The organism is Motilimonas eburnea (genome assembly GCF_021295345.1).
Lineage (GTDB): Bacteria > Pseudomonadota > Gammaproteobacteria > Enterobacterales > CBDFNC01 > Motilimonas > Motilimonas eburnea.
In genome coordinates, this window is sequence record NZ_JAIMJB010000001.1 from 410,247 (window position 1) to 427,707 (window position 17,461).

The window sequence follows — 17,461 nt, forward strand, 5'->3', positions numbered from 1 at the left end:
GATTAATTCCAAATCAGGGTGGCAATACCGATGGCGGCAAACAAGACACAAGTGATCATGCGGATCCACCTTAGGGGTAAGCGCTCGGCGCTAAATTGACCTGCATAGACAACGGGCACATTGGCGAGCAGCATGCCCACAGTGGTACCCACCACGACCATCAGTAAGTCATCATATTTTGCCGCCAGTAGCACGGTAGCCACTTGAGTTTTATCACCTATTTCAGCGATAAAAAACAGCACTAAACTGGCGACAAAAGGCCCATATTGATAGAGACGGTTATTCTCATCATCGGCCTTATCGGGGATCAAGATCCAAATCGCCACCGCAATGAATGACAAACCGACAATCCAGTTTAAGACTTGGCTAGAGACGAGGCCCGCCGCCCAGTCCCCAATCCAAGCCGCAGCGGCATGATTGGCTATAGTGGCAACAAAAATGCCCATAATAATCGGCATCGGGCGTTTAAAGCGAGTGGCCAGTAAGAAGGCCAGCAATTGGGTTTTATCGCCAATTTCGGCAATCGCCACGGCGACCGTTGACGTTAATAAAGCTTCCAAGGTAATGGTTTCCAAATAAAGGGGGTAGGGCTTACCCACCTGCTAGTTTAACGGTAAAGCCTTTTTGCTCTAAGAATGCTTTGGCCAACTCTCGTTGGTCGCCTTGCATTTCAATCACATAATCTTTGACCGAGCCACCGGTACCACTGCGTTTTTTTAGGGCTTTAGCTAATTCTTTGAGCTCTTTTTCCGGTAAGCCTAACCCGCTGATGCAAGTTGCGCCTTTTCCTTTACGGCCTTTGGTTTCGCGGCGGATCCGTACGATACCATCGGTTTCTGGAATTTGTTCACTGGGGGGCGTGTCTTTTATGCGGCCCGTTTCGGTCGAATAAACTAATTTATTATCGCTCATGGTTAGCCTTTTTTATCGCGCTAAAATGGGGCGCCATTCTACCGCAAACAGGGCTAAAAACAGAAATATTCATATGCCTTGCACAAGTAAACAGACGTAGTGAATCGAACAAACTTGATCTAAAGCAAGGGGATTCAAGACTTAATGGATAAAATAGCCATAATAAAAATAATTCGCATTTAAGTTTGAGGTTGTATGGCAATTAAACTCTCTGAGCTTGCTATGGGTCAGCATGCAAAAATCATCAGTTATCAAGACATCAGTCCGGGCCACAGAAAAAAACTCTTGGCCATGGGATTACTGCCACAAACCTTGATCCAATATGTGCGAGCTGCGCCGTTTGGTGATCCTATGCAGATTAAAGCCAGCAACATCAATATTGCCTTGCGCAAACCTTTAGCCGATAAAATCATGGTCGAGGTAAATCAATGAGCCAGCCTCTTAACATCATTACCGTAGGCAATCCCAATTGCGGTAAAACAACCTTATTTAATGGCTTAACCGGTGCGCGCCAACAAGTGGGCAACTGGAGTGGAGTCACGGTTGATAAAAAGGTCGGTCAGTTTACGGTTGGCAATCAAGGTTATCAGCTAACGGATTTACCCGGCATTTACAGTTTTGATAACGCGGGCGATAGCTCATCGCTTGATGAGCAAATTGCCTTTAATTATGTATTGAAACAGCAACCTGATCTGATCATCAATGTGGTTGATGCCTGCGCCATTGAACGCAGTTTATATCTGACCTTGCAACTCAGAGAGTTAGGCTTTCCTGTACTGGTGGTGCTTAACAAAATGGACAGCGCCGAACAGCAACATTTACGCTTTGATTTGGCCAAGCTCAGTGATGCGTTAGGTTGCCCTGTCTATGGCTTAAGTGCTCATGACAGTAAACAAGTCAAGGGGTTTAAACAGGCCTTACCTGAGCTGATTGCGACCCATTTCAACTCTTCTTTTAGCTTAGATTATGGCAGCGATTTTAATGCTGAAATAGCGCAACTGACAGGGTTATCAAGCAAGGTGAGTCAAACCTGCTCCGCAACAGGCATCGCGCTAAAGTTGATCGAAGGCGACCCGCAAGTGCTCCAATCACTTAACGCCAGCGAGCAAAGTCAAGTCGCCGCGGCCAGAGCGAAATTAGATGCCAATCATGATGTGGACTTGCATTTGGCCGATGCACGCTATTCATTGATTTACAAAATAGTGCAACAGGGCGTCAGCCATCAAGGCAAATTGTCCCTTAGCTTGTCAGACAAAATAGATAATCTGGTGCTGAATAAGTGGTTGGGCATTCCCGTGTTTTTGGCGGTGATGTATTTATTGTTTATGTTCAGTATAAACATCGGCAGTAGCTTTATCGACTTTTTTGACATCAGCTTTGGCGCCATTTTTGTAGATGGTGCAGGGCATTTACTTGAGCAATGGGGCGCGCCAATTTGGCTGGTGGCGATTTTAGCTAACGGCATTGGCTCGGGCATTCAAACCGTGGCCACCTTTATTCCTGTGATTGCTTGCTTGTATTTGTTCTTATCCTTGCTGGAAAGCTCAGGCTATTTGGCGCGAGCGGCATTTGTGATTGATAAACTGATGCAGAAAATGGGCTTACCTGGTAAAGCCTTTGTGCCCATGATAGTGGGCTTTGGCTGTACTGTACCTGCGGTGATGGCGTCGCGTACCTTAGATCAAGAGCGCGAGCGCCTTTTGACCAGTATTATGTCGCCGTTTATGTCATGTGGTGCCCGTTTGCCCGTGTATGCCTTATTCGCAGCAGCGTTTTTCCCCGATAACGGGCAAAATTTGGTGTTTGTGCTGTATTTAACCGGTATTTTAGTCGCCGTGTTTACCGGCTTAGTGTTAAGTCGTACCTTGTTGCCGGGCAAAAGTGAAAACACCATTTTAGAGTTGCCCGATTACGAAATTCCCAAGGCGCGCAATATCGTGCTAAAGACATGGCATAAGCTAAAGAGTTTTGTGCTCGGTGCGGGTAAAACCATTGTTATTGTGGTGGCGTTGCTGAGCTTTTTAAATTCGTTAGGCACAGATGGCAGCTTTGGTAACGAAGACAGTGAACATTCAGTGTTAAGCGCCGCGGCGCAGTTTGTGACGCCGGTGTTTGCGCCTATGGGGATCAGCCAAGACAACTGGCCTGCCACGGTTGGGGTGATCACGGGCGTATTTGCTAAAGAGGCGGTAGTGGGCACACTCAATAGCTTATATTCGACGCCAACAGTCGAGGATGAGGCGGAGTTTGACTTAGCGGGTCAGTTAATGGAAGCGATCAATACCATACCGGATAACCTAGTGAACCTGAGTTTTAGCGACCCCATGGGCTTAGATGTGGGGGATTTATCCGATGCCGCTGCGGTGGCGGATGAGCAGCAAGTGAACGTCAGCGTCTTTAGCGACATGCAGCAGCGTTTTGACGGCCAAGCCGGCGCGTTTGCCTACCTCTTGTTTATTTTATTGTATATCCCCTGCGCCGCGGCGATGGGAGCATTAGTGCGAGAGGTGGGCCAAAAATGGGCGCTATTTACGGCCGGTTGGACCACCGCCATTGCCTACATGAGCTCGGTATTTGTTTATCAGCTAGCGCGTTTTAATGCGCATCCTAGTTCCTCCTTGGCATGGTTAGTGGGAATTGTGGTTATCACACTCGTGGCCATCGCTTTACTCAAACAGCAAGGCAAACGGGTAAAAGTAGCGGTGGTGTTTAATGATCCTGCAAAAGCTTAAACAAGAGATCCAACGCGCAGGCAAGGTGAGCCAAAAGCAGCTTTGTCAGCGTTATCGCATCTCCCCTCATGGGGTCGATGCCATGTTGCGCATATTAATTAAACGCGGCCATGTGCATAAATCCATGTCGGCAAGGGCGGCTGCGTCTTGCGGCGGCCAAGGCAATGAAATTTGGTACAGCTGGCATGATATAGCGCAAATACCCACGACCGAAATTAGCTAACATAGGGTTATCAAAATGCCCCGCTGACTCGCGGGGCTGGCTATTTTTGGAGTGACATGAAACTTTTTGTTATTGCCGATATTCACGGCTCGTTACCGGCGTTAAACCTTGCCTTGCAAGCATTTCATCAAGAGCAAGCCGATTATATTATTTTACTTGGTGATATCTTAAATCACGGCCCCCGTAATCCGCTGCCAAACGGCTATGAGCCGGCCATGGTCGCGGTAAAGCTCAATGAATATGCTAAGCAAATTATCGCGGTACGAGGGAACTGCGATAGTGAAGTTGATCAAGGCTTGCTGGATTTCCCAATCGATGCCAGCTATAACCAGCTGTTAATTGAACGCCGCCGTGTATTTATCACCCATGGGCACATTTACCATTCGCAAAACTTACCGCCGTTGCAACGGGGTGATGTCTTTTGTTTTGGTCACAGCCATATCGCCATGGCTGAAAAGCAGCATGACATCGTGATGTTTAATCCCGGCTCGATCACCTTGCCAAGGGGGGAGGTCAATACGCCGAGTTATGGTTTAATTGAATCGCAAGGGGTGTCGGTTAAACGGTTAAGTGATAGTAAGTTGATATTATTTCAGGATCTCGCCAGTTAAGGCTTAGGGGTTTGGCTCTTTGCCTTCCATGATCAGCTGCAACAAAGAGCCGTCAAGTAAAGCGCGCTTAACTAAGGCAAAGCCACCCATGGTGGGTTGTTTTTGAAACTTTGCCGCGATGATCGGCAAGTGGGCGTGAAAACTGGGCAGGGATTGATGTTCAACACATTGCTTGATGGCTGGAAGCAACACCTGCTCTGCCGCCATGACTTCGCCTGCAATTAGGATTTTTTCTGGGTTGAACAAGTTGATCATGATAGCGATGGCTTGCCCTAGGTATTTACCGACATTACTGAGTACCGATATGGCCAAGGCATCACCTTGATTAGCGGCTTGGCAGATGCTGTTGATATCAATTTCTTGCTCGCTTAAACAGCTGCTACGACCTTCGCTCAGGTAGTGTTTAACTTGGTCGATAATGGCTTCGTTGGAGGCCACGGTTTCAAGGCAGCCGTAGTTGCCACAATGGCAACGTTTGCCCAATGGATTTATTTGGATATGACCAATTTCACCCACGTTGCGGTTACTGCCTAAAAATACTTGTCCGCGCGACATAATGCCTGAGCCGGTGCCGTGGTGGATACTGATCAAAATGGAGTCGGCACAATCACTGGATGCGCCAAAATAATGCTCGGCTAAGGCCATGGCACGGGTGTCATTGCCAACGTAAGCCGGAACATGAAAACGCTCTGCAATAATTTGGGCTAACGGGCAGTCGCGCATCTGATATCTAGGGGTATAGATAACCACGCCGGTTTGCGGGTTAACTAGGCCAGATAAGGTGACAGCTATGGCGATCAGTTGATACTGAGGTTGGCTATGCTGCTCAATAAATTGCCCTAAGGTTTGGCACAAAAAATCCACCAGCTGGTCTTGCTCGGTGACCTGAATAGGCAGTTGTAAGCCTGCGAGTTCTTGGCCGGCCAAATTATACAAAGAAAGGGTAAGCAGTCGCCGGCCAATTTTGGCGGCGACAAAATGAAATTTGGACTTTTCCGTGGTCAGGGAAATAGCGCGGCGACCTCCAGTTGAAGCCTGCTGCGCTACCTCTTTAATTAAACCATGGGCGATTAATTGACGAGTGATTTTGGTCACGCTGGCAGGGGCAAGCTGACTCACTTCGGCAATTTTGACGCGCGAGATCGGCCCTTGTAAATCTACTAAGCGATAAACAGCAGCGCTGTTAACTTGTTTAATTAAATCTACGTTGGCGATCTGTCCATTATTCATCGTTTATTGCTTCTTATAGACACCGTTAACCACAGTACCAGTCACTTTATAGTCACTGTTAAAGATGGCTAGGTTGGCAACTTTACCTGCTGCGATAGCGCCTAACTTATCGTCAGCCGCAATGGCGCGCGCAGGGTATAAGGTGGCCATGCGGATCGCTTCGTCTAGCTCAATACCAACGAACTTAACCGATTGTTCAATCGACTCGATCATAGTTACCGCGCTGCCGCCTAAGGTACCATCAGCGCCGAAACATTTACCGTCTTTGTAGTACACCGTGGTGCCAACAAAATCAAATTGGTCAATGTTTGCACCTGCTGGCGCCGTCGCATCGGATACTAAGATCAGCTTGTCGCCTTTGATCTTTTTCGAAATGCGTACGTTAGGGTAGGCGACGTGGAAGCCGTCAACAATAATGCCTGTGTAAACATTTTCGCTGTCGTAAATCGCACCTAATACACCTGGCTCACGACCTGTCATTGGGCTCATGGCATTGAACAGGTGGGTAGCAAAGGTAGCCCCTGCATCAATCGCTGCTTTGGCTTGCTCGTAAGTGGCATTGGTGTGACCTAAGGATACCACCACCCCAGCTTGAGATAATTGCGTGATCACTTCTAGTGGCGTGTTTTCTGGCGCTAGGGTGACTTTGCTGACGACATCTGCGTTAGCACAGATAAGATCGATCATCTCTTGGGCTGGCTTGCGGATGTACTCAGCGCGATGAATGCCTTTTTTCTCAAGACTTAAGTAAGGGCCTTCAAGGTGCAAACCTAATACTTCATTTGGCGTTGCATCCATGTATTCACGGCCAACTTTAAGCGCCGCTTGCATGTCCTCATCAGAAGAGGTGATAAGCGTTGGCAGGTAACTAGTACAACCTGACTTTAAGTTAGCCTCTTGCATGATTTGCAGCGTTTTTACCGATACTTCATCGTTAAACATCACACCGCCACAGCCATTCAACTGTAGGTCAATAAACCCCGGTGCTAAGTTGGCGCCTGCTAAATCTACTTGCTCGATGTCGGCTGCTAAATCAGCAGCCGCTACGATAGAGTGGATTTGGTCGCCATCAACTAGTACCGCGTGATCGTTAAGCACGGCATCGGTTGTATAAATGGTACAGTTAGTTAAAGCGTACATATCAAACCACTCCTAAGCTTATAAGTGTTTAACGTTTTCAGCTTCAAGCTCTTTGAAGTATTTTAACGTTTTAACTTTTAGTTCCATGGTCGCTGCTTCATCACATGCGATGATAGACTTTGGATGAAGTTGCAGTGCCGATACCGTCCATAGGTGGTTTACACTGCCTTCTGCAGCTGCTTCTAGTGCTTGTGCCTTGTTATGACCTGTTACTAGAATCAATACTTCTTTCGCGTCAAGTAGGGTGCCTACACCGATAGTCAGAGCAAGTTTTGGTACTTGGTTGATGTCGTTGTCAAAGAAGCGAGAGTTAGCAATACGGGTATCAGGCGTTAGGGTTTTGATACGTGTGCGTGAAGCTAAAGAAGAGGCTGGCTCGTTAAATGCGATGTGACCATCGTTACCTACGCCACCCATGAATAGGTGAATTTGGCCGTAGCTTTTGATTTTATCTTCGTAGCGCTGACATTCAGCTTCAAGATCTTCAGCATTACCGTCAAGTAGGTTAATGTTTTTCTCTTGAATATTGATGTGGTTGAAGAAGTTATTAAACATAAAGCTGCGGTAGCTTTCAGGGTGATCCGGTGCAATGCCTACGTATTCATCCATGTTAAATGTGACTACGTGTTCAAAGCTGACTTCACCGGCTTTGTTTAGCTCAATTAGGCGCTTGTATGTGTTGAGTGGAGTGCCACCTGTTGGACAACCTAATACGAAAGGACGCTCTGCTGTTGGCGCGAATTTGTTAATGCGATCAGCGATGTAACGAGCAGACCAAAGGCCAACGTCTTTTGCATTATCAAGTGGGATCAGTCTCATTGGGATATTCTCCAAAAATAGTGTTAATTAAAGATAAATCTAAGATAAACCATTGCTGTGAGAGTCAGTTGGCTAATTGAACTTGATTTCAAAAGCGCTCCTAGACAAACCCACAATTAAGTAAATTGATTAAACTGACTACATTGTGGCGAGTGAGGCTAAGATTTGCAATAGTTAATTCGCGGCGAAAAGAAACTTTTTTGTCTACTTATTTGTCACAGGTCAATTTTTTGTTTTATGGCGCTTATAACGGATAAATACTCCCTTGCCATTCATACAGTAAGGTGCAGCCTTATTATTTCACCAATAAATACCGACACCGTCAGGCCATCATGGGGCTGGGTCTCTGATTATGCCACTGTATTGCCCCATTGATAGCATTAATAATACAAAAAGCACGCTAAATCTGCCTTGATTATGTGGCATTAAGCACAGTTATGAGACTAAAGGCTTAGTGCAATTGACCGTGATCACAAAAGTTTTGATTATTAATTTGCGCAGCGAAATAAAACCCTTAGACTGCCGAGCATGCTTACTTTAGGTAGATAAAAGTAGGCTTAAAAATAACAAATCTACGAAAAAATACACACACACATAATGACCTATTGGAAAGGAGAGGTAATTGTGAATATTCTTGGTTATGCACAAAAAATCGGCCGTGCGCTGATGGTCCCTGTGGCCGTCTTGCCAGCAGCAGCCGTATTGATGGGTATTGGTTACTGGATCGACCCAACGGGTTGGGGTGGTAACTCAGCGTTAGCAGCATTTCTGATTAAATCAGGTGCGGCGATCATTGATAACATGTCGGTACTGTTTGCCATTGGTGTGGCTTATGGTATGTCAAAAGATAAAGACGGTGCTGCGGCGCTAGCGGGTTTTGTTACCTTTATGGTAATTACCACGCTACTAAGCCCTGGCTCAGTTGAAGCGATTGGTCTTGTTGCTGTTGCTGACGAAGCAACGAAACTTGCTTTTGCTAAGATCAACAACCAATTCGTTGGTATCTTGTCGGGTATTATTGCGGCTGAAATCTACAACCGCTTCTACCAAGTAGAGCTACACAAAGCGCTTTCGTTCTTCAGTGGTAAGCGCCTAGTGCCTATCCTATGTTCGTGGGCTGCTATCGTGGCGTCTTTTGTGCTTATGTACACTTGGCCAATCATTTTCGGTGCCCTAATCAGCTTCGGTGAGTTCATCACAGGTCTTGGCGATGTAGGTGCTGGTCTATACGGTTTCTTCAACCGTCTACTTATCCCAGTGGGTCTACACCACGCACTTAACACTGTATTCTGGTTCGACTTTGCAGGCATCAACGACTTAGGTCGCTTCTGGATGGCTCAACAAGGTCTAGATTCTGGTGAAGCGGTTAAAGGTGTAACGGGCATGTACATGGCTGGTTTCTTCCCAGTAATGATGTTCGGTCTACCAGGTGCGGCATTAGCTATTTACCAAACGGCTAAGCCTGAAAACAAAGAGCGCGTAGCGTCTATCATGTTAGCTGCTGGTTTCGCTTCTTTCTTCACCGGTGTTACTGAGCCGCTAGAATTCTCGTTCATGTTTGTTGCGCCAGTACTATACGTACTACACGCAGTACTAACAGGTATCTCGCTATTCATCGCAGCCTCAATGCAATGGACAGCAGGTTTTGGTTTCTCAGCAGGTCTTGTGGATATGATCCTATCTGCTAAGAACCCAGTTGCTAACCAATGGTACATGCTAATTGCACAAGGTCTGGTATTCTTCGCAATCTACTACTTCGTATTCCGTCTTGTGATTGTTAAGTTCAACCTAGCGACGCCAGGTCGTGAAGAAGCTGAAGCAAATTCAGGTGCTGCATCTGCGTCAGGTAGCGAAAGCAAGCGTGAGCTAGCTGAAAAATACCTAGCTGCTCTAGGCGGTGCTGACAACCTAACTGTGATTGACGCATGTATCACACGTCTACGTCTAACCCTTAAAGATCGCAGCGTTATCGACGAAGCGACCCTAAAAGGCTTAGGTGCGATGGGTGTAGTGAAACTAGGTGATAACAACCTACAAGTTATCCTAGGTCCACAAGCTGAAATCGTAGCGGGTGAGATGAAAGCCATCGCTGGCAAGTAAGTCATCAGCTAAAATCTGATTGCTAAAGGAGAGCTTAGGCTCTCCTTTTTTTATGGCATTAATCCATTTAAGGGCCGTTTGCGTAAGCTGTTTCGAGGCTAACCATCAACACGATCTGCATTAGGTCATATATTGCTTGCTAATTTTTACGCTAGTAGCATGATCAGCTATTGTGCTTAAGCCACTAATGGGGGATCATTAGCGGCTATTTGTTGAAATATATTAATTACTCGAGGTATGCAATGAGTCAGGCGGACACTCGTCCTAGCAACTTCATTCGTCAAATCATTGATGAAGACATTAAAAACGGTAAGCACGGTGGGCGCGTTCATACCCGTTTTCCACCTGAGCCTAACGGCTACTTACACATAGGTCATGCTAAGTCTATTTGTTTGAACTTTGGCATTGCCCGCGATTATGACAATGCGCTTTGTAATCTTCGTTTTGATGACACTAACCCAGAAAAAGAAGACATAGACTACGTTGAAGCCATTAAGCGTGACGTGCAATGGCTAGGCTTTAAATGGCACGGCGATATTCATTACGCCTCTGATTACTTTGAGCAGTTATATCAATTTGCTGTTGAGTTAATTGAAAATGGCAAGGCTTATGTTTGTCAGTTAAACGCAGAACAAACGCGTGAATATCGCGGTACTTTAGTCGAGCCGGGTAAAAATAGCCCTTACCGCGACCGCCCTGTTGAAGAAAACTTAGACTTATTTAAGCGTATGCGCGCGGGTGAGTTTAAAGAAGGCGAGATGATGCTGCGTGCCAAAATTGACATGGCATCGCCGAACATGAAAATGCGCGATCCGGTCATTTACCGTATCCGTTTTGCTCACCATCATCAAACAGGGGACAAGTGGTGCATTTATCCCATGTATGACTTCACCCACTGTATTTCGGATGCACTCGAAGGCATCACTCACAGTTTATGTACCCTAGAGTTTGAAGATCATCGTCCATTATATGATTGGGTATTGGATAATATTACCATCCCTTGTCATCCACAGCAGATTGAATTTTCACGTTTAAATCTAGAAAGCACGTTAACGTCTAAGCGTAAGTTAAACATGCTAGTGACAGAAAATATCGTCAGTGGCTGGAATGATCCACGCATGCCCACCATCGCCGGTATTCGCCGCCGCGGTTATACCCCAGAATCCATCGTTGATTTTTGTCAGCGCATCGGGGTAACCAAGCAAGAAAACACGGTTGAAGTGGCCATGCTTGAAGCCTGTATCCGTGAAGATCTGGAAGTACGTGCACCGCGTGCCATGGCCGTGATCAACCCACTGAAAGTCGTGATTGAAAACTATCCCGAAGATCAGGTGGAAATGTTAACGGCTTCAAATCATCCAAAAGATGAGTCAATGGGATCGCGTGAGTTGCCATTTAGCCGCGAAATTTACATAGATCGTGATGATTTTCGTGAAGAAGCCAATAAAAAGTACAAGCGTTTAGTACTCGGTAAAGAAGTGCGTTTGCGCAATGCTTATGTGATCAAAGCTGAGCAAGTGATCAAGGATGAGCAAGGTGAGATTGTTGAACTACGTTGTAGTTACGACACAGAAACCTTAGGTAAAAACCCAGCTGATGGCCGTAAAGTTAAAGGCGTTATCCATTGGGTCAGTGCAGCGAAAAACTTGCCGGTAGAAATTCGCCTATACGACCGTTTGTTTACCGTTGCCAACCCAGGTGCAGCCGAAGACATTCATGAGGTACTTAACCCAGAGTCATTAGTCGTCAAACAAGGCTTTGCGGAAATATCATTGGCGAAAGCTGAGCCTTTAGTAGCTTATCAATTTGAGCGTGAAGGTTACTTCTGTTTAGATGATGTGGACGCTAGCCCTGAGAAACCGGTATTTAACCGCACTGTGACCCTGAGAGACACTTGGGGCAAAATCGAGAGCTAATCAAATAGCACGATTTACTTTACCTATCACCATGCCGCTCATTTAAATGAGCGGCATTTTTTTATCTGCCCCGATTTGATTTACGATGAGCAGCTGTAGTGGGAGATCCCGCCAGCATTAAAAAAGACAGCGGGTTTGAGGCGGTAATATTTATCTTCAATGGCTTTGCTTTGCTCGCCATATGGATCATTCAGTACCTGTTTGAGCTCTTCGATCAGTGTGTAATTCCCTTGTGCTGCTTGCTGATATGCAGGGGCGATAAGCCATTCTCGCCATGTATATTTTGGGTTAGTGCGCAGCATGTTAGCTTTGATGTCACTGAGTTCGCCTTGCTCTTGGCTCAGCAGATCAAGCCATTGGTTGAGCCAGGCTTGCCACTGCTGATCTAACTCGGCAGAGCTAGGCTGATAGAAGCTTTTTTTCAAAGGGCTGATATCTAGTGGAATATGAGAAAGCTCGCGGAACAAGATGGTATAGTCCACCTGCGTTTGCATCATTAGCTTAAGCAGCGCAGAGAACAGCTTGAGATTAAACTCACTCAGGCCCAACTTTGCCGCCCACATGGTTTCACATTGACGCTGAATCTTAGCTCTAAAGTCTTGACGCAGGGCATCGAGCTGCAAAACCGCTGCGTTATCTCCCTCAAGCAGCACCTTTAATGCCATGTAAAACATATGAAAGTTAGCTTCAGCAGCCGTAGGTTGGTTAAAAAATGAAAAGTGCTGGCCGCCGCCAGTCCACGGTTGAAATTCAGGGCTAAATAGTTCGCAAAACCCAAACGGACCATAATCTAAGGTAAACCCGCCAGCAGCGCAGTTATCACTGTTAAAGTTGCCTTGGCAATAGCCGACTCTGAGCCAATCAGCCACTAGCTGACATAAGCGCGCTTGAAACAATGTCGCAAGAGTAACAACTTGCTGATTAAAGCTGAGGCTTGGGTCTATTTCAGTGCGATATTCGCGCTCAACCAAGTGCGCGACGATGTCCTTTAACTGGGATAAATCCTGTTCGTGCTTGCGATCTCGTGCACGGCGGGCAAATAGCTCAATTTGGCCAACGCGTAAAAACGAAGGGGCAACGCGAGTAGAGATAGCCACTGGGTTGTCGACCATGATATCGGGATCACTCGAATAAGAATCGGGCGAATACCAAGGCCGCGCCACGGTTTCTGCTTTGGACACATACAAGGTCAAAGAGCGCGACGTGGGGATGCCCAGCGCGTGCATGTATTCTTGAGCTAAAAACTCCCGCACGCTAGATCTCAACACCGCGCGACCATCGGCGCCGCGACAATAAGGCGTTGGGCCGCCGCCTTTTAACTGCATTTCAACGCGCTGGCCATTTAATACCCCTTCAAAGATAGAAAGGGCGCGGCCATCACCATAACCGTTACCAGTGCGAAACGGGCACTGCTGGGTATATTCGGTGCCATATATGGACAAGGCATAGCCAGTGGCCCAGCCGAATTGATTCATGGGCGCTGGCGCTTGGCTTAAATCGCCGCTAAAGAGCGCAGCAAAGCCGCTATCGTTGGCAAGGGAGTCGGCTAAACCTAGCTCGGCAAAAAAGCCTTGGCTGTGACTAACATATTCTGGTTTAGCTATTGGCGTTGGCGTAACGGGCACATAATGGCCTGAAAACACTTGGCGGGCAAAATGATCATCACCGTTAGCCGTGGCATCGGGATCGGGCGTTAAGCTATTGAGTAATGAAAAATCTGCGGCCTTAGCAAAACTGGTTAAATCAGAAATGAATGCCGATGCGTTGTTAGTTGAAGGCGCTGTCATCTGCCATCCTTTATTCTGTCCGTGTATGGAGTGTAATAATGCAGGTAATACGTGCGATTGTGAATAAGAGTTTAACTCAGTCGCAATAACTGGCTAGTGCCAAGGTAACACTCGCGATAAAATGCGCACCAATAATAAGCTTAGAAAAAGTTAAGGGGCAGGCTATGTGGTTGCAAAAAGAGATTGAATTATCAGCAAAACAGCGAGGGTTTCATTTAGTGACAGATGAAATCCTCAAGCAATTACCTGAGTTGAAAAAAGTCTCCATCGGCCTAGCGCATATCTTTATTCAGCACACCTCGGCGTCACTCACTATTAATGAAAATGCCGACGCTACTGTGCGCCTAGATTTTGAAAGCTACTTTAACCGCGTCGCGCCAGAAAATGAGCCCTATTATCGTCATATCTATGAAGGCAGTGATGATTTACCCGCCCATTTAAAAGCGAGCCTGTTAGGTAATAGCGTGACCTTGCCTATCAGCCAAGGCCGCTTAAACCTTGGCATGTGGCAAGGGATTTACTTGGGAGAGCACCGCAACCATGGCGGCGCGAGAAGGCTAGTGGTGACCTTGCAAGGGGAAAGCCGTTAAGGCAAAAAGCCACGATTGCAAGTACCCAGCTTGGCAAGCTAGTGCTAAAATTGCCGCCAAATTATCACACTTAGGTTTAGAGGTTAAGATGAACCCAATTATTGCCCTATTAAAAGAACACAATGTTAGCGAAGACAAGATCAATTCGCTGTTTCAAGAGCTAACCCAAAACCCACTCATGGCCATGGCAACACTGAGTCAACTGGGGTTACCACAAGAAAAACTGCAAGCCTTGATGGCGCAAGTGATGCAAAATCCGCAATTACTCAAAGACGCCGTTGACGAGCTTGGGTTGGACTTTGCCAAAGTAGAAGAAGCGAAAGCCAAACTGCAACAATAGCCCATTTCATTGTTGCGTTTGCTTGGCTTTGTGGCGCCAACTGCGCCACTTATTTTGTTTTTGTGAGAGCATGCAAGCCCCCGTTAAACAGATCCCACTGCCGATAAATAAGCCAATGGCTATTTGACTAAGGGCAAAGCCAAATAATGTCACTATGGCACTCAGCCAACAAACTATGCCTAAACACTTTAAATCCATCCGAAGCCATTTAAGGCCATCGGCCGCTAAATTTGGTTTGGTCGCGAACATACTTGCCTCCCTTAGCCGTCAAATCGATGACGACGAAAGATAAGCTGCATAAACCAAGCCACTTCTAATGTCTTGTTGATGGTGCGAAACAATCCGGCGAGTAACATCACCTTAGCGCGACACTAAATTGCTTTGGCGGCTGAGGCGGTAAGGTAAAGCCATTGACATCGGTTTCGGCAAAGTCGGGCAGGCCGTCATAGATACGAAGATTGTCGATGGCATACCATTCTTCGCGCATGGATTCTTTGGGCCAGCTGTGAAAAAAGTCATTGCCGCCAATGGCGACGATGTTCCATTTTACGTAGCCGTCTGGGGTGATCACATCTTCGCCGTCGTTGCGCTCGCTGCGCAGGTAAGGCACATCGGTCATGGTCAATAGCCGGCGGCCGTTCATCCATTGAATAAGAACGCCATCGCGCACGTCCATGGCCGAGTTCATCTTGACGTAAAAAGCCATTTTTACCCAGTCGTGTTCGCTGCCATGGATTTGGGCATGGTGCACGGGGGCTTTGTCGATAATACCGCCATCGCGTAAGTTTAATGGTCGCTCCGTGGTGCCATTGGGGCCCATGCCTTCTATCATTTCAACATAGTTCATCGAGCCTTGGGGGATGGTCAGTTCGCCATTATTAAAGGTGTAACTGTGGCCGTGTGGGCCACCGCGCACGGTGATCACATTGCGCACGCCGTAGTAATCTGTCATCCAATTCCAGATAACGATAGGGCCTTTATCGCCACCGGGAAAGCCTTGGTATTCACTGCCTCGTTCATCAAAGCTGGATACGCGGGCGATTTTACTCATGTCAGCGCGCCGACCTATGTCCTGCCAAGGCGGGTAAACCGTGATGTTGTCGCTAAAGGTGATCCAAAATTCAAAGTAAACCTCATCTAAGCCTTGATGGGTATTGGGATCAAAGACGGGCTTGCCGGCGACTAAATCGGGTAGATAGACACTTAAGATGCCATCAGTTGTCCACTCGTGGCTGTTATCTTGGGTTGGTTCGCGCCAAAATACGGCGGATTTGCCTTGTTTGCCTAGGGTTTTGTCGCTGTTGGAGGCGAGAATTTCAATGATTTCATGGTGATTTTCATGGCCATTGCGCGGGCTGTAATACTGGCCTTGTTGGCGCGCGGAGAAAAATTTGCCCGGTAATACATGGCCTAAGGTGCGCCGCTGAGCAAAGTCGGCCTTTTTGTCATCGCCAAAGGTGCGCCCGTCATGAATGCCATAAATATTAAGGCCATTTTCCGGTAAGCCCGAGTGCCAATCTGGCAAGTCATCAAAGGTCTCTTCGAGTAATAGATTGGCGCTGTGGGCAGATAATGCGATAGCTGAGCCCAGCAAGGCGATGGCAAGAGGGGCGAAGAGGTTTCGCTTGTTGGTCGGGGGATTTGGGCAAATCATGGGATGGACTCTTAAGGTGAAATAGTAATGCCACTTAATTTATATGCAACTATTTGTATATGGTAGTATTGCTGGTCGTAACTATGAAGCAGATCGTCATAGGCTTACGTAATCTGCTCTGGTGGTATGGCTGTTAACACAACGAAAGCGCGACTGAGCAATCGACTTTAATGATAACTATGGCTATGGGCAAAGTTCGTAAGCACTGGCTTTGATGGGCATGGTGATGAGCTGTTGAGCTTGAAGTCCACCTGCTATTGCCAGCCCTAGACAGACTAAAGGTGCCAATAATTGAAGCCAACCGATGCATTTGGCTTGATAGCCGTAGCGTATCTTGGTGGGTCGAAATGTTTTTTTTCCTTTGGCCGGAAATTGGCCATCTCGTAAAACTCGCCGTCCATTTGGCCAGCCAAATCCCGCTAAGATGATAAAAATGAGCAATGGAATGCCGACGAATAAGCCATACCATAACCAAGTGATGCCATTGATCGCGAGATAGTCATGACAATGGGCCGTGGTTACAAATTGACTGAAAAAAGGCATTAGCCAATAGTGGATCCCTATCCAGCCAATGAGCCCAATCGCGAGGTAACCAAGGAGCTGCCGAATACGCGCTTGGCCAGTGTAGAGCGGCGCATACCCATGCTGATTCGGTTGATTATTCTTCATAGTGTCGACTTAAAATAAAAAAATAATATCAACGAAAATCAACTTGCCAACCCAACAGGGCGGGATTCCACTTTGTTCAACTTTTAACCAAATATAATCTTTGAACGATATTCGCCGGACCAACCTGACTTTCTACGCTTGGCTGCTAAGCTATCTTTTTCGCTAATATCCTGCTTTATCGCGTTTAGTGCTGCTCGGTTAAACGCAGCCAAATGACTCGCTCCATCCGGATCTTTCACCCTCAATTCATCTTCTCTAAATACAACGTCTAGTACCCAATGAAGCTGATTTTCGACATGCCAATGTTCTCTTACAGTACGAGCAGCCAGCTCCACATCAAGCTCTAGCGAACTGACATACCAACGTGAATCTCTGGTTCCTTTGCCATTGCTACTACGCTCACTCGCTACTTCAATGAACGTCTTTATATGTGGCCACTTTTCTTTTAGCTCTGCTGGTAAGTTGGCTTCTATCTGCATGATATTTCGCCATTCTTTTCGTCCATGCCCTTGGTTTTCGTGAACGCATTCAATCATCCCGTTCGGTTGGTCATACACTGCAGCAAAAGCCTGTGTTACATGCTCGAAAAGCTTTGCTTGATTCCTTTTCAACTGAATTGTGAAATCACCTTTCTTTTTAATAATTTGCGCCATTGTTGGAGCTAAACAATGCAATGAATCTAACGTGACTATCGTATTCTTCAAAATCAGGGCATCAAGTACATCACGAGACAAGCTA

General features: G+C 46.7%; 18 protein-coding genes. 8 read left to right on the forward strand and 10 right to left on the reverse strand.

The features are described from left to right. Nucleotides 1-2 precede the first annotated feature (2 nt). Nucleotides 3-560, reverse strand: coding sequence for a TMEM165/GDT1 family protein (locus tag K6Y21_RS01910; protein ID WP_233069976.1), 558 nt, complete (start codon nt 558-560; stop codon nt 3-5). 31 nt (nt 561-591) lie between these two features. Next, on the reverse strand, nt 592-912 hold the full coding sequence (yciH, locus tag K6Y21_RS01915; protein ID WP_233069977.1) for a stress response translation initiation inhibitor YciH: 321 nt from the start codon (nt 910-912) through the stop codon (nt 592-594). 195 nt (nt 913-1,107) lie between these two features. Here yciH and K6Y21_RS01920 point away from each other — a divergent pair, with 195 nt between their 5' ends. Genes K6Y21_RS01920 through yfcE form a run of 4 tightly spaced genes read left to right on the forward strand, consistent with a single transcriptional unit; the run spans nt 1,108 to nt 4,478 of the window. Continuing rightward, entirely contained in the window at nt 1,108-1,344 is a 237-nt protein-coding gene (locus tag K6Y21_RS01920) for a FeoA family protein (protein WP_233069978.1), read from the forward strand. Next, nucleotides 1,341-3,644, forward strand: coding sequence for a Fe(2+) transporter permease subunit FeoB (gene feoB, locus K6Y21_RS01925; protein ID WP_233069979.1), 2,304 nt, complete (start codon nt 1,341-1,343; stop codon nt 3,642-3,644). The genes K6Y21_RS01920 and feoB overlap by 4 nt, the downstream gene beginning before the upstream one ends. Continuing rightward, complete coding sequence (locus tag K6Y21_RS01930) at nt 3,625-3,867, forward strand: FeoC-like transcriptional regulator (protein ID WP_233069980.1); 243 nt, start codon at nt 3,625-3,627, stop codon at nt 3,865-3,867. Before feoB ends, K6Y21_RS01930 begins: the two co-directional genes overlap by 20 nt. A 56-nt stretch (nt 3,868-3,923) precedes the next feature. Beyond that, nucleotides 3,924-4,478 (forward strand): phosphodiesterase, encoded by a 555-nt coding sequence (gene yfcE, locus K6Y21_RS01935; RefSeq protein WP_233069981.1) that lies wholly within the window; start codon nt 3,924-3,926, stop codon nt 4,476-4,478. A gap of 3 nt (nt 4,479-4,481) precedes the next feature. On the opposite strand, the gene K6Y21_RS01940 is transcribed toward yfcE, so the two are convergent. Genes K6Y21_RS01940 through nagB form a run of 3 tightly spaced genes read right to left on the reverse strand, consistent with a single transcriptional unit; the run spans nt 4,482 to nt 7,667 of the window. Next, on the reverse strand, nt 4,482-5,708 hold the full coding sequence (locus tag K6Y21_RS01940) for an ROK family protein (protein WP_233069982.1): 1,227 nt from the start codon (nt 5,706-5,708) through the stop codon (nt 4,482-4,484). A 3-nt stretch (nt 5,709-5,711) separates the two neighbouring features. Beyond that, entirely contained in the window at nt 5,712-6,848 is a 1,137-nt protein-coding gene (gene nagA, locus K6Y21_RS01945) for an N-acetylglucosamine-6-phosphate deacetylase (protein ID WP_233069983.1), read from the reverse strand. An 18-nt stretch (nt 6,849-6,866) separates the two neighbouring features. Next, nucleotides 6,867-7,667, reverse strand: coding sequence for a glucosamine-6-phosphate deaminase (gene nagB / locus K6Y21_RS01950; RefSeq protein ID WP_233069984.1), 801 nt, complete (start codon nt 7,665-7,667; stop codon nt 6,867-6,869). 597 nt (nt 7,668-8,264) lie between these two features. Between nagB and nagE the strand changes: the two genes are divergently transcribed. After that, a complete protein-coding gene (gene nagE, locus K6Y21_RS01955; protein ID WP_432757970.1) occupies nt 8,265-9,767 on the forward strand; it encodes an N-acetylglucosamine-specific PTS transporter subunit IIBC in 1,503 nt (500 codons plus the stop codon). Between the two features lie 242 nt (nt 9,768-10,009). Next, on the forward strand, nt 10,010-11,683 hold the full coding sequence (gene glnS, locus K6Y21_RS01960; RefSeq protein WP_233069985.1) for a glutamine--tRNA ligase: 1,674 nt from the start codon (nt 10,010-10,012) through the stop codon (nt 11,681-11,683). Between the two features lie 80 nt (nt 11,684-11,763). Here the strand turns inward: glnS and K6Y21_RS01965 are convergent, their stop codons facing one another. Next, the gene (locus K6Y21_RS01965) at nt 11,764-13,470 is read right to left on the reverse strand and encodes a protein adenylyltransferase SelO family protein (protein ID WP_233069986.1); all 1,707 of its coding nucleotides are present in this window, start codon (nt 13,468-13,470) and stop codon (nt 11,764-11,766) included. A gap of 164 nt (nt 13,471-13,634) precedes the next feature. Here K6Y21_RS01965 and K6Y21_RS01970 point away from each other — a divergent pair, with 164 nt between their 5' ends. Both K6Y21_RS01970 and K6Y21_RS01975 read left to right on the forward strand, forming a co-directional pair. Continuing rightward, the gene (locus K6Y21_RS01970) at nt 13,635-14,060 is read left to right on the forward strand and encodes a secondary thiamine-phosphate synthase enzyme YjbQ (protein ID WP_233069987.1); all 426 of its coding nucleotides are present in this window, start codon (nt 13,635-13,637) and stop codon (nt 14,058-14,060) included. An 88-nt stretch (nt 14,061-14,148) separates the two neighbouring features. Beyond that, complete coding sequence (locus K6Y21_RS01975) at nt 14,149-14,400, forward strand: DUF2999 family protein (protein ID WP_233069988.1); 252 nt, start codon at nt 14,149-14,151, stop codon at nt 14,398-14,400. 6 nt (nt 14,401-14,406) lie between these two features. Here the strand turns inward: K6Y21_RS01975 and K6Y21_RS01980 are convergent, their stop codons facing one another. The 4 genes from K6Y21_RS01980 to K6Y21_RS01995 all read right to left on the reverse strand — a co-directional run. Continuing rightward, nucleotides 14,407-14,649, reverse strand: a complete 243-nt coding sequence (locus K6Y21_RS01980) for a hypothetical protein (RefSeq protein ID WP_233069989.1) — start codon at nt 14,647-14,649, stop codon at nt 14,407-14,409. Between the two features lie 106 nt (nt 14,650-14,755). Beyond that, nucleotides 14,756-16,054, reverse strand: a complete 1,299-nt coding sequence (locus K6Y21_RS01985) for a hypothetical protein (RefSeq protein WP_233069990.1) — start codon at nt 16,052-16,054, stop codon at nt 14,756-14,758. A gap of 183 nt (nt 16,055-16,237) precedes the next feature. Further along, the gene (locus K6Y21_RS01990; RefSeq protein ID WP_233069991.1) at nt 16,238-16,723 is read right to left on the reverse strand and encodes a hypothetical protein; all 486 of its coding nucleotides are present in this window, start codon (nt 16,721-16,723) and stop codon (nt 16,238-16,240) included. Between the two features lie 83 nt (nt 16,724-16,806). Beyond that, nucleotides 16,807-17,461, reverse strand: a 655-nt coding sequence (locus K6Y21_RS01995; protein WP_233069992.1) for an ISAs1 family transposase, incomplete at its 5' end; no start/stop codon positions are given.